Here is a 13071-nt window from a genome sequence, read left to right as displayed (position 1 = left end):
ACGATTTTCAGAGTACCGGTTTGCGGCGTTTCATCGCGGTCGATCAAGGTCCCTCTTGACAAACCGTCCAGACGGTATCTTTATGAGGCATGACCGAAGCTCATCGCCGCAAGAAACAACCGGAACAGGTGCGCCAGCAATTGCTGGAGGTTGCTGCACGCCTTTCGCATGAGCAGGGGGTGGCAGGCATCACCCTCGATGCCGTGTCGCAGGCGGCGGGCGTCAGCAAGGGTGGGCTGCTGCACCACTTCCCGAACAAGCTCGCTCTGCTCGATGGGCTGTTCGACGACCTGGTGACGCGGTTCGATCGTGAGATCGAGGCGGCGATGGCGCACGATCCGGTGGCGAAGGGGCGGTTTACCCGTGCCTATATCGACGTCTGCTTCGCGCTTGATCCGACGACCGACGTGCCGGGCTGGCGCATGCTGACAATCGCGCTCATTGCCGAGCCGCATCTGAAGAGCCGCTGGCGCGACTGGGTCAGCCGGCGTTCGGCGGAGTTCGCAGAAACGGACGCCTCGACCGGCTGCGTGCTTGCCCGCTTTGCCTGCGACGGCGTCTGGCTGGCGGATCTGATGCAGAGCCACGATCTCGATGCCGAGGCGCGGGCCGGTCTGGCTGAAAATCTCAAGGCGCTTTCGGCGCAGTAACCCGGATGGAGTCCCCGATGAACCCCGCCATGCTCTATACCGTCCTGGTTGCGGCGATCGTCTTCGAAGTGCTCGGCACCTCGGCGATGCAGGCAGCGCAGCATTTCACCCGCCTGGGGCCGACGGTCCTGATGGTGGTCTGCTACGCGATCGCCTTCTTCTTCCTGTCCTATACGCTGCGCTTCATCCCCGTCGGTATCGCCTATGCGGTCTGGAGCGGGCTCGGGATCGTCTTGATTTCGCTCGTCGGTTACTTCGCCTTTGGGCAGAAACTCGACCTGGCGGCGATCCTGGGACTGGGCCTGATCATATCCGGCGTGGTTGTGCTCAACCTGTTCTCCAAATCCACCTTCCACTGAGGCGGTCAGCAGCCTGTCCTCAGGCGCTCTCTGGCGGGGGTGCGGTCGATTCCCGCAAGATCAGTTCCACTGGCCAGAGTTCGTGAACCTCCTCGGTCGGCCGGCCCGAGAGAAGCTGCAGCACGAGATCGGCCGAGCGTGCGCCGGCGGCGCGCATCGAAGACCGGGTCGCCGAGAGTGACGGCACCATGTTCTCCGCGGTGAGGTAGGGGAACACGTCGTCATGGGCGATGACCGAGACTTCGCGACCGATTTCCAGGCCTATGGACCGCGCCGCCCGATAGATGCCGAGGGCCGTCATCATCGAGCCTGCGACGAAGGCCGTCGGCCGCGGCGTTTGTTCCAGGAAGGAGCGTGCGAAGCGGAAGCCGAGTTCGTCGGTGAAGTTGCCGTGGGCAACGAGGCGCGGATCGAACGGGAGCCCGCGCGCCTGGAGCGCGTCGCGGTAGCCCTTGTCGCGGTGAAGCGAGAAGGTGCGTCCTTGCCTGCCGTTGATCATGGCGATGCGGCGATGGCCGAGATCGATGAGGTGCGAGGTCGCGCGGCGGATGGCGCCTTCATTGTCGATATCGAGCCAGGCATGCGGCACGTCGATATCGGATCGGCCGTGCACGAGAAAGGGCATGCCGAGCTTATGCAGGAGGGCGATGCGCTCGTCGTTCGGCTCGGGAGAATGCACGATCACGGCGTCGACGCGGCCGCTGACGGCGAGCCGGCTGTAAAGCTGGATTTCGCCCGTAGGGTTCTTGTCATCCATCGGGCTGACGAGGATGTCGATGTCCTCGGTGCCGAGCCGCTCGGCCAGGCCGCCCATGAATTCGGAGAAATGGAATTCGCCGGAGCGCCCCATGACGACGCCGATCGCACCGGCGCGACCGGTAGCGAGCCTCACGGCATTGATGTTCGGACGATAGCCAAGGCGAGTTGCCTCTTCGGCCACGCGCTTGCGAGTCTTTTCGCTGACCTCGGGATAGCCGCTCAGCGCTCGGCTGACGGTGGTCGGCGAAAGGCCCAGTTGTTGTGCGAACTCCCTCAGTTTCATTCGGTATGCGTTTCCTCAGCCTAGCCCGGTCCCAGAAGTATACACCTTCGTTGCCGGTAACAATCGGTTTGTCGCGTGCATGCAGCGCCTCGAACCGCGATGGAATTTTACCAAACCGTTTTAAATTAATGCAGTTCCCCTTTGATTTTATGGGTTGTTGTTAGGTGCGGGTGAAATTTCTCCTCATCCGTTATAATATTGAAATTAAATAATTATTTTAAATGATTTACGGCCGAACGACTTTTTCTGATGTATGGATTGACAGTTTTTCCGTCTTCTGCCAACTTTTTTCAATCCAAACCGCTTTCGAATTTGCTGAGGAGCTTTCGTGCGGTGGAGGGGGAACAGGAGGAGTCGACCCAATGACAACCATGCTCAATGCCCTGAGTTTTTGTGCCGCAATCGTTGCAGCCGGAACGGCCAGCGCCGCCGAGCTCTCGCTCGCCGCCAACACGACCGGCAAGAACGTCAATTTCATCCGCGAGCAGCTCGCCATCTTCGAGAAGCAGACGGGGCACAAGGTGAGCCTGGTCACCATGCCGCCGTCGAGCAGCGAGCAGTTCAGCCAGTACCGTCTATGGCTCGCCGCCGGAAACAAGGATGTGGACGTCTACCAGACCGACGTCGTCTGGGCGCCGCAGCTTGCCGACCAGTTCGTCGACTTGACGGAGGCGGCGAAGGATGTCGCCGGACAGCACTTCCCGTCGATCATCGCCTCGCAGACGGTCAACGGCCGTCTCGTGGCCCTGCCTGCTTTCACCGATGCGCCGGCGCTCTTCTATCGCAAAGACCTCTTGGAAAAGTACGGCAAGGCGCCGCCGAAGACCTGGGATGAACTGGCGACGACCGCCAAGGAAATCCAGGAGAAGGAACGCGCCGGCGGCCAGGCCGACCTCTGGGGCTACGTCTTCCAGGGCAACGCCTATGAAGGGCTGACCTGCAATGCGCTCGAATGGATCAAATCGTCCGGCGGCGGCCAGATCGTCGAGCCTGATGGCACGATCTCGATCAACAACGAGAAGGCGGCCGCAGCGATCGACCGCATCAAGGGGTGGGTCGGCACGATTTCGCCGCAGGGCGTGCTCGCCTATCAGGAAGAGGAATCACGCGGCGTCTGGCAGACGGGCAATGCCGTCTTCATGCGCAATTGGCCCTATGCCTATGCGCTCGGCAATGGTGACGACAGCGCGGTGAAAGGCAAGTTTGCCGTGACGCCGCTGCCGACGGCGACCGATGGCGATCAGCCGTCCTCGACGCTCGGCGGCTGGAACGTCGCCGTCTCCAAATATTCCGACGACCAGGAAGCAGCGATCGCGCTTGCCAAATTCCTCTCCTCGGCAGAGGTGCAGAAGCGCAGGGCGATCGAGCTCTCCAATCTGCCGACGATTGCCGCACTCTACGACGACGCGGAGGTCGCCAAGGCCCAGCCGTTCATGCCGGCCTGGAAGCCGATCTTCGAGAGCGCCGTGCCGCGCCCGTCGGCGGTCACCAAGGTCAAGTACAACGAGGTTTCGGCCAAGTTCTGGAATGCGGTCCATAACTCGCTCTCCGGCAACGGCACGGCTGCGGAAAACCTGGAACTGCTCGAAGTCGAGCTCACCGAGATGAAGGGCGATAGCTGGTAATCCTCCCGGGGGCGAGGGGAGCGCCTCCGGGCCTTCCCTCGCTCCACCGAGCAATCGCCGACGACGCCCAGCGCTCTGAACAAGTGCTTTGAAAGCAAGCAATTCTGGATGGGAAAACGCTTCACACTTTCCTGGAATTGCCTGGTGGCGTCGTTCCTCTCGGGCCAACCGCTCGGCCGCGCGCCGAATGGCAAGAGTGAGCCAAGACAATGACCGATCTTTCACTCGCAGATCCCCCTTCCGTCCTCGGACAACAGGCAGGGATCCGTTCCGACCTCAACGCCAGCCGCATTCGCTCCGCCTGGATCTTTCTCGCGCCGACCTTGCTGGTGCTCGCGCTCGTCGCCGGCTGGCCGCTCATACGCACCGTCTATTTCAGTTTCACCAATGCGTCGCTGACCAATCTTGAAGGTGCCGAGTTCGTCGGCTTCAAGAATTATCTGAGCTGGATCACGCTGAAGAGCGGGCGCACGGTCTATAATGGCCTGCTTGCCGATCCGGCCTGGTGGAATGCCGTCTGGAACACGCTGAAGTTCTCGGCGATGTCCGTCACCATTGAGACGGTGCTGGGGCTGATCGTCGCCCTGGTGCTGAACGCTAATTTCCCGGGGCGCGGGCTGGTGCGGGCGGCGATCCTCATCCCCTGGGCGATCCCGACCATCGTTTCCGCCAAGATGTGGGCCTGGATGCTCAACGACCAGTTCGGCATTCTCAACGACCTTTTGCTCGGCCTTGGCCTGATCAGCCAGAAGATCGCCTGGACGGCCAATCCGGAGACCGCGATGGTCGCGGTGCTGATCGTCGACGTCTGGAAGACGACGCCGTTCATGGCGCTGCTCATCCTTGCCGGCCTGCAGATGGTGCCAACGGATATTTACGAGGCGGCCAAGATCGACGGCGTGCATCCGCTGAAGGTCTTCTGGCGGCTGACGCTGCCGTTGATCCGGCCAGCGCTGATGGTCGCCGTGATCTTCCGCATGCTTGATGCGCTGCGCATCTTCGATCTCATTTACGTGCTGACGCCCAACAACGCACAGACCAAGACGATGTCGGTGCTGGCGCGCGAGAACCTGTTCGACTTCGACAAGTTCGCCTATGGCGCCACTGCCTCGACGATGCTGTTCCTGATCATTGCGGCGATCACCGTCGCCTACATGTGGTTCGGCCGCGTCAACCTCGAAGGGGGAGAGCGCTGATGGTTGCCACCTTTGCCAAGCGCACGGCGTTCTACGCTCTCGTCGCCGCCATCATCATCATGGCCGTCTTCCCGTTCTACTACGCGGTGCTGACGAGCTTCAAATCCGGAACGGCGCTGTTCCGGGTCGACTACTGGCCGACCGAGATCTCCTTCGACAACTACGCCGGCATCGTCACGAGCAGCGGCTTCCTGCGCAACCTCGCCAACTCGCTGATGGTCGCGACCATCGTAGTCTGCGTGTCGCTGCTGCTTGCGGTTACCGCCGCCTATGCGCTGGCGCGGGTGCGGTTTCGCGGGCGCGGACTTCTGCTCCTGACGATCCTGTCGGTGTCGATGTTTCCGCAGATTGCGGTGCTTGCCGGCCTGTTCGAGTTGATCCGCGCCGTCGGCATCTTCAACACCCCCCTGGCGCTGATCTTTTCCTACATGATCTTCACGCTGCCCTTCACCGTCTGGGTGCTGACCACCTTCATGCGCGATCTGCCGGTCGAGATCGAGGAGGCGGCGATCGTCGATGGTGCGACGCCCTGGGTGATCATCACGCGCGTGTTCATGCCGCTGATGTGGCCGGCACTGGTGACGACGGGGCTGCTCGCCTTCATCGCCGCTTGGAACGAGTTCCTGTTCGCGCTGACCTTCACGTCATCAGACAGCCAGCGCACCGTGCCGGTCGCGATCGCGCTGTTGTCCGGCAGCAGTGAGTACGAAGTCCCTTGGGGCAACATCATGGCCGCATCGATCATCGTCACCGTGCCACTGGTTATCCTCGTGCTGATCTTTCAGCGGCGGATCATATCCGGGCTCACGGCCGGCGGCGTCAAAGGATAAAGGGAAAAAACATGGCAGAGCTTCAATTGCGCAACATCCGCAAGTCCTTCGGTGCCTTCGAGGTGATCAAGGGCGTCAGCATGGATATCCGGGCCGGCGAGTTCATGGTCTTCGTCGGACCTTCCGGCTGCGGCAAGTCCACGCTGCTGCGCCTGATCGCCGGGCTTGAAGACATCTCTTCGGGCACGCTTTCCTTCGACGGACAGGTGGTCAATCAGTTGACGCCGTCCAAGCGCGGCATCGCGATGGTGTTTCAGTCCTATGCGCTTTACCCGCATATGACCGTCTTCGAGAACATGTCCTTCGGCATGCAACTCGCCGGCAAGGATAAGGAGCAGTGCAGGAAACGCGTCGAGGCGGCAGCGGAGATGCTGCAACTGACCCCCTATCTCCAGCGGCTGCCGCGGCAGCTCTCGGGTGGCCAGCGCCAGCGCGTCGCCATCGGTCGTGCGATCGTACGCGATCCCAAGGTCTTTCTCTTCGACGAGCCGCTCTCCAATCTCGATGCAGCGCTTAGGGTTGCGACCCGGATCGAGATCGCGAAACTGCATCGCAGCATGCACAACACGACGATGATCTATGTCACCCACGACCAGGTCGAGGCGATGACACTGGCTGATCGCATTTGCGTGCTACGAGATGGCCGGGTCGAACAGATTGGCACGCCGCTCGAACTCTACGAGAGCCCGAACTCGGTCTTCGTCGCCGGCTTCATCGGTTCGCCGAAGATGAACTTTCTCTCTGGTGCTCTTGCTGCTCCCTATGACGCCCACACGATCGGCATCAGGGCCGAGCATCTGGAGATCAGGTCGGGCGACGGCAGGTGGTCAGGGACGGTGGTGCACTCCGAGATGCTGGGATCCGACAGTTATATCTATCTCGACATCGGTGCCGCGGAACCGGTCATCGTCCGGGAAGGCGGCACCTCGCACCACCAGCCGGGAGACACAGTGCAGATCTCGCCGGTCGGCGACAACATTCACCGCTTCGATGCGGCGGGGCTGGCTTTGGGTCGTGCGCCCATGAGAGGGGCTGCCTGAAAGCTCAGGCGAACCTGGAGCTTCGGGGTCGCCAATTCCTGGCGACCCCATCAATCGCAGGACGACATGCCCGTGAGGGCAAACGCTAAGGAGAATGAACGTGCCTATCAGAACAGTTGTTTGGGGCGAGAATATCCACGAGCAGACCAACGAGGTGGTCCGCAGCATCTATCCGAACGGGATGCACAACACGATCGCGGCGGCGCTGAACACGGAAAGCGCGATCGAGGCGACGACGGCGACGCTGCAGGAGCCGGAGCATGGTTTGAGTGTCGAGCGCCTTGCCAATACCGATGTGCTTCTGTGGTGGGGTCACAAGGACCACGGCGCCGTCAGCGACGAAATCGTCGAGCGGGTCGCCAAGCGCGTCTGGGAAGGCATGGGTCTGATCGTGCTGCATTCCGGCCACTTCTCCAAGATCTTCAAGCGCCTGATGGGAACGCCCTGCGCACTGAAGTGGCGCGAGGCAGGCGAACGCGAGCGCGTCTGGGCGATCAACCCGCGCCATCCGATCGCCGAGGGGCTTGACGAGAACTTCGTACTTGAGAACGAGGAGATGTATGGCGAGCAGTTCTCGGTGCCCGAGCCGCTCGAAACCGTGTTCATCTCCTGGTTTGCCGGCGGCGAAGTGTTCCGTTCGGGGCTCACCTGGCGCCGTGGCGCCGGCAACATCTTCTATTTCCGCCCCGGTCATGAGACCTACCCGACCTATCACGACGCCAATGTCCAGAAGGTGCTGCGCAATTCGGTGAAGTGGGCCTACAACGCCGATAACCGCTACACGGCGATCCACGATGCGCCGAACGTGCCGGTCGAAAAGGCGCTGGAGCCGATCGTCGAGCGTGGCCCCCGGCTGCACCAGGCCGGCGAAGCAGGATACAGGTGAGCATCATGCGTCTTCTTGTAGTTGGAACCGGCGGCATGGCGAACAGCCATGCCCAGGCCTTTGCCAAAATCGAAGGCGTCGAGATGGTCGGCGCGGTCGATGTCGACCCCAAGCGTGCGCGTGCCTTTGCCGACAAGCACGGCATTGCCGAGACCTTCACCTCGCTCGACGAGGCGATCGCTTGGGGCAAGTTCGATGCGGCGACGAACGTGACGCCCGACAAGGCGCACCACCCGACGACGCTAGCATTGCTTGCCGCCGGCAAGCACGTGCTTTGCGAAAAGCCGCTTGCGGAAAACTACGCCAAGGCGGCGGAGATGGCGGACGCGGCCGAGCGTTCCGGCCTGGTGACGATGGTGAACCTCACCTATCGCAATGTCGCGCCGCTGCAGAAGGCACGGGCGATGGTGCTCGCAGGTGATGTCGGCCAGTTGCGGCATCTGGAGGCGTCCTATCTGCAGAGCTGGCTCGTCTCCAAGGCCTGGGGCGACTGGGCAACGGAATCGCAATGGCTGTGGCGACTTTCGACCAAGCACGGCTCGAACGGCGTGCTCGGCGATGTCGGCATCCACATTCTCGACTTCGCCGGCTACGGCGCCGGCACCGACGCGTCGCGGGTTTTCGCCCGTCTGAAGACCTTCGACAAGGCACCTGATAACCGCATCGGCGAGTATGATCTCGATGCCAATGACAGCTTCGTCATGACGGCGGAGTTCGGCAACGGCGCCATGGGCGTCGTCCATGCCAGCCGATGGGCGACCGGGCACTTGAACGAGCTCAGGCTCAGGCTGCACGGCGACAAGGGTGCGCTCGAAGTGGTGCACACGCCCGATGGCTCGACGCTCCGGGCCTGCCTCGGCACTGACGTTGAAACCGCGACTTGGCGCGATGTCGACGCGGGTACGGTTCTGACCAACTATGAGCGCTTCGTTGCGGCAGTCCGCGAGGGCAAGACCGAAGAGCCCGGGTTTCGTCACGCGGCGAACCTGCAGAAGGTGCTCGACCTCGCGATGGTGACGGAAGCCGAGCGGCGCGAGCTGCCCGTCTAACGTGAGTGACGGTCGGGGGAGCTGCTTTTGGCAGCTTCACCGCCCTCCGGCGGTACCCAAGGGGTCACTGCCGAGCCGACGGTGTTTTCCATCGATTGACCCAGACGGCGCAGCTGCGCGTCGTAGTTCTTGCGGGTGTTGGGATCGAAGATCATGATCGGCGTCGAGACCGCGAGACTTGCGGCACTGCCGACGGTCTGCGTTGCGCCGAGCGTGACGGCGCCCAGACGTTCGCCGAGCCCGACATCGGAATCGGTCACGGTCTGGCCGGCGATCAGCCGGTTGCCAAGCAGGCGCACGACTTCCGGGCTTTCGGCGAACTTGCCATGGTTCAGCTTGTCGCCGCCCTTCAGCGCCGTCAGATCGATGACGCTGATACCTGCCTGTTCGAGTTGTGTGCGATAGGGCTCGGCGGTCGGATCGATCTGGCCAAGACGGTCGACATTGCCGGAAATGCGCCTGGAGAGCGTCAGCGCCCGGTCGTCGCGCGACACGAACAGCGTGAATTTCGGGCGCTTGTCGCCCATGGCGCGGATCTGCTGGCCGAAGACGTCGACGTCGAGATCGGGCGAGGCTAGGATGACGTCGGTGATCTTGGGCGCGATGCGTCCGTCGCGGATCGCCATCTGGCGCAGAGCTTCGACCGTCACCCATGAGCCCATCGAATGGGCCATGACGGTGATTTCGCCGACCTGAGGATTGCTCGACGCACGCCGAAGCAGTTCCTCCAGCGCGTCACGCGAATAGTTGGTGCTTTCCTTGTCGTAATTGTAGTCGAAGATGCTGGCCCGCGAGGGCCAGGTGAAGATGACGGGGGCGACGTCCGTGCCGCTATCGTGGACGATCTGGGCAAAGCGGTAGACCGCGTCCTCGTAGCGGTTGTTGAAACCGTGAACGAAGATCAGCACGCGCCGGCTCTTCGGCAGGTTACCCTTCAGCCAGCTTTGGACGTCGTTGCCCTCACGCAATGGCGTGACGCTGACCGTGGAGAAGTCGCGCTCCGGATTGGCCGGAAGCTTCTTCGGCCATTGCACCTGGCCGACTTGCCGGTTTTTCTCCGGCGGAATTGAAACGACGATTTCCGTCAGGGAAAGCTGGTCCGACCGTTCGCCGCTGAAAAGCACGCCCGGTTCCGCCGTGGGCGCGCGCGTTGTCGCGACCATCAGGTCGACCTGGGAGGCGCCACCCGTCGTGCCCGAAGGAACGAGCACGCCGACCGGCCGGCCGGCACAGGCCGCAAGGGTTACGGCGAGGAGGAGCGTGGCGGCGATGCGGCTCCAATGCCCTTGCGAACCTGCGAGTGAAAACGGACGCAGCAACCAAACCCCCAGTACCGCATCATGCGGTGCGACATCCCTGCGAGCGGGACCGAGCCAATTCCTTGCATTAGAAACGCCAGATTTTCATCCCTTGATCGGCATTGCACACCTGTCGCCGCTGTGTTTGACGGCGAGATTGCGACAATCATGCAACATTTCGCTACAGGCAGCCCTGGGTAAAACCCCCTGATATTCATTGAAAAGGCTTTGGCCTTTCACTAGCATCGCCACAACCTTTCCCCGGACGCGGCCGTAGGTGCTCCGTTCGATCTCCCTGAAATGATGAAGGAATTCAGGAATGCAGGCGGTTTTCGATGGCCATAACGACGTGCTTCTGCGCCTGTGGCAGAACGCCCGAAAGGGGGCTGACCCGGTCCGCGAATTCGTCGACGGTATCGGCGAGGGCCACATCGACGCGCCGCGCGCCAAAGCGGGCGGCCTCATCGGCGGCATTTCGGCGATCTACGTGCCCTCGGGCGATCTGGTCCTGCAGCCGCCGGATGAAAACGGCCATTACGAAACGCCGCTCTCCGCGCCCCTCGAACACTTGCCGTCGCTGGCGATCGCCATCGAGCTCGCCGACATCGCCGTTCGCCTCGACCGGGCAGGGGCCTGGAAGCTTTGCCGCTCGACCGCCGAAATCCGCGGAGCGGTCGAGAAAGGTGTCTTCGCCTCGGTGCTCCACATGGAAGGCTGCGAGGCGATTGGTGCGGATCTGTCGGCGCTCGAAACCTTCTATGCCGCCGGCCTGCGCTCGCTTGGGCCGGTCTGGAGCCGCCACAACGTCTTCGGCCATGGCGTGCCGTTCTCCTATCCGAAGTCGCCGGACACAGCGCCGGGGCTGACGGATGCGGGTTTCGAACTCGTGCGTGCCTGCAACCGGCTGGGCATCCTGATCGACCTCGCCCACATCACAGAGCAGGGCTTCTGGGACGTCGCGAAAACCACGGACCAGCCGCTGGTTGCCAGCCATTCGAACGCGCATGCGCTGACGCCGGTTGCGCGCAACCTGACGGACAAGCAGCTGGACGCCATCCGCGAAAGCAAGGGGCTCGTCGGGCTCAACTATGCGACAACGATGCTGCGCGCCGACGGCCAGGAAAATGCCGCGACGCCGCTTTCCGACATGGTTCGCCATGTCGACTACATGGTCGAGCGCATGGGCATCGAATGCGTGGCGCTCGGATCGGATTTCGATGGCGCAACGATCCCCGTGGGGATCGCTGACGCAGCCGGTAACCATGCGCTCGTTACTGCGTTGAGAGGCGCCGGATATGGTGACGCCGAACTGGCAAAGATATGCCGGGAGAACTGGTGGAGAGTTCTGGGGCAGGCTTGGCACGAGGCCGCCTGAACCCATGAAGAAGGGCCCAAAAGGGCGCAAACGAGGGAACTGCAAAAAATGATGCACAAGCTCAATGGACGTCTTCGTCTTCTGACCGCTTCTGCGGCGCTTGCCATGGTGATGGCCGCGACCGCACCGGCCTTTGCCGAAACGCCGAAGGACACGCTGGTCGAAGCCTTTGCGATCGACGACGTCATCTCCATGGATCCGGGCGAAGCCTTCGAGCTGACCGCGGCCGAAATCACCGGCAACACCTACAGCATGCTGGTGCGCCTCGACATCAACGACACAACCAAGGTCGTCGGCGACCTCGCCGACAGCTGGACCGTGTCCGATGACGGCCTGACCTATACGTTCAAGCTGAAGTCCGGCCTTAAGTTCGCCTCCGGCAACCCGGTAACCGCCGAGGACGTCGCCTGGTCGTTCGAGCGCGCCGTCAAGCTCGACAAGAGCCCCGCCTTTATCCTCACCCAGTTTGGCCTCAACGGCGACAACGTGACGGAAAAGGCCAAGGCTACCGACGAGACGACCTTCGTCTTTACCGTCGACCAGCCCTATGCTCCGAGCTTTGTTCTGAATTGCCTGACGGCGACCGTGGGCGCAGTCCTCGACAAGAAACTCGTTCTCGAACACGTCAAAGTGGTCACGCCGAGCGACGACTTCAAGTACGACAACGACTTCGGCAACGAATGGCTGAAGACCGGCTACGCCGGCTCCGGTCCGTTCAAGCTGCGCGAGTGGCGCGCCAACGAGGTTATCGTGCTCGAGCGCAACGACAACTACTATGGCGAACAGGCCAAGCTCGCCCGCGTCATCTATCGCCACATGAAGGAAAGCTCGGGCCAGCGCCTGGCGCTCGAAGCGGGCGATATCGACGTCGCACGCAACCTCGAGCCGGGCGATTACGACGCCGTTTCGAAGAACGCCGACCTCGCCACGACGAATGCGCCGAAGGGCACGGTCTACTACATCAGCCTCAACCAGAAGAACGCCAACCTCGCCAAGCCTGAAGTGCGTGAAGCCTTCAAGTATCTGGTCGACTATGATGCGATCGGCTCGACGCTCATCAAGGGCATCGGCGAGATCCACCAGAGCTTCCTGCCGAAGGGCGTTCTGGGTGCCCTCGACGAGAACCCCTACAAGCTCGACGTCGCCAAGGCGAAGGAACTGCTAACGAAGGCCGGCCTTGCCGACGGCTTCACCGTCACCATGGACGTTCGCAACGGCCAGCCGGTCACCGGTATTGCCGAATCCTTCCAGCAGACGCTAGGCCAGGCCGGGGTGAAGCTCGAAATCATCCCGGGCGACGGGAAGCAGACGCTGACGAAGTATCGTGCTCGTAACCACGACATGTATATCGGCCAGTGGGGCATGGACTATTTCGATCCGAACTCCAACGCTGAAACCTTCACCAGCAACCCTGACAATTCCGACGAAGGCAAGAACAAGACGCTTGCCTGGCGCAATGCCTGGGACGTTCCGGAGCTGACGAAGAAGACCAAGGACGCTCTGCTCGAGCGCGACAGCGCCAAGCGTGCCGAGACCTACAAGGAACTGCAGAAGACCGTTCTGGGCGAAAGCCCGTTCGTCATCATCTTCCAGCAGACCGAAGTCGCCGGCTACCGCGGCAACGTCAAGGGCCTGAAGCTTGGTCCGAGCTTCGACACCAACTTCGTCGCCGGAATTTCGAAAGAATAAGCCGTCTCGAAGGAATAAACCGAAAGGATCGT

Annotated in this window: 12 protein-coding genes; 10 read left to right on the top strand and 2 right to left on the bottom strand. The window is 62.0% G+C overall.

Features of this window, described 5'->3' with window-relative positions; all coding sequences use genetic code 11:
* Window positions 1-89 precede the first annotated feature (89 nt).
* Both IB265_RS12685 and IB265_RS12680 read left to right on the top strand, forming a co-directional pair.
* Complete coding sequence (locus IB265_RS12685) at window positions 90-650, top strand: TetR/AcrR family transcriptional regulator (RefSeq protein WP_057249083.1); 561 nt, start codon at window positions 90-92, stop codon at window positions 648-650.
* 17 nt (window positions 651-667) lie between these two features.
* Complete coding sequence (locus IB265_RS12680) at window positions 668-1009, top strand: multidrug efflux SMR transporter (RefSeq protein WP_057249131.1); 342 nt, start codon at window positions 668-670, stop codon at window positions 1007-1009.
* 19 nt (window positions 1010-1028) lie between these two features.
* Here IB265_RS12680 and IB265_RS12675 read toward each other — a convergent pair whose 3' ends face one another.
* Window positions 1029-2051: a substrate-binding domain-containing protein gene (locus tag IB265_RS12675; protein ID WP_057249084.1), complete on the bottom strand. Its 1023-nt coding sequence runs from the start codon at window positions 2049-2051 to the stop codon at window positions 1029-1031.
* A gap of 362 nt (window positions 2052-2413) precedes the next feature.
* Here IB265_RS12675 and IB265_RS12670 point away from each other — a divergent pair, with 362 nt between their 5' ends.
* From IB265_RS12670 to IB265_RS12645, 6 genes are all read left to right on the top strand, one after another.
* Window positions 2414-3676, top strand: coding sequence for an ABC transporter substrate-binding protein (locus IB265_RS12670; protein ID WP_057249085.1), 1263 nt, complete (start codon window positions 2414-2416; stop codon window positions 3674-3676).
* 209 nt (window positions 3677-3885) lie between these two features.
* On the top strand, window positions 3886-4872 hold the full coding sequence (locus tag IB265_RS12665; RefSeq protein WP_057249086.1) for a carbohydrate ABC transporter permease: 987 nt from the start codon (window positions 3886-3888) through the stop codon (window positions 4870-4872).
* Window positions 4872-5702, top strand: coding sequence for a carbohydrate ABC transporter permease (locus IB265_RS12660; RefSeq protein WP_057249087.1), 831 nt, complete (start codon window positions 4872-4874; stop codon window positions 5700-5702). Before IB265_RS12665 ends, IB265_RS12660 begins: the two co-directional genes overlap by 1 nt.
* A gap of 11 nt (window positions 5703-5713) precedes the next feature.
* A complete protein-coding gene (locus IB265_RS12655) occupies window positions 5714-6742 on the top strand; it encodes an ABC transporter ATP-binding protein (RefSeq protein ID WP_057249088.1) in 1029 nt (342 codons plus the stop codon).
* 94 nt (window positions 6743-6836) lie between these two features.
* Window positions 6837-7628: a ThuA domain-containing protein gene (locus IB265_RS12650; protein ID WP_210334454.1), complete on the top strand. Its 792-nt coding sequence runs from the start codon at window positions 6837-6839 to the stop codon at window positions 7626-7628.
* A 5-nt stretch (window positions 7629-7633) separates the two neighbouring features.
* Window positions 7634-8677, top strand: a complete 1044-nt coding sequence (locus tag IB265_RS12645; RefSeq protein ID WP_057249133.1) for a Gfo/Idh/MocA family protein — start codon at window positions 7634-7636, stop codon at window positions 8675-8677.
* Here IB265_RS12645 and IB265_RS12640 read toward each other — a convergent pair.
* Window positions 8674-9948, bottom strand: a complete 1275-nt coding sequence (locus IB265_RS12640) for an alpha/beta hydrolase (protein WP_375293062.1) — start codon at window positions 9946-9948, stop codon at window positions 8674-8676. The two genes, IB265_RS12645 and IB265_RS12640, sit on opposite strands and share 4 nt — an antisense overlap.
* A gap of 346 nt (window positions 9949-10294) precedes the next feature.
* Here IB265_RS12640 and IB265_RS12635 point away from each other — a divergent pair, with 346 nt between their 5' ends.
* Together IB265_RS12635 and IB265_RS12630 are read left to right on the top strand one after the other, a co-directional pair.
* Entirely contained in the window at window positions 10295-11350 is a 1056-nt protein-coding gene (locus tag IB265_RS12635) for a dipeptidase (RefSeq protein WP_057249089.1), read from the top strand.
* A 48-nt stretch (window positions 11351-11398) separates the two neighbouring features.
* On the top strand, window positions 11399-13039 hold the full coding sequence (locus IB265_RS12630; RefSeq protein WP_057249090.1) for an ABC transporter substrate-binding protein: 1641 nt from the start codon (window positions 11399-11401) through the stop codon (window positions 13037-13039).
* Window positions 13040-13071 lie beyond the last annotated feature (32 nt).

This window comes from Ensifer sp. ENS10, assembly GCF_014852025.1.
Classification (GTDB): Bacteria; Pseudomonadota; Alphaproteobacteria; order Rhizobiales; family Rhizobiaceae; genus Ensifer.
Note: the sequence above shows the minus strand (reverse complement) of the source record. Positions and strands in the feature narration are given on the sequence as shown.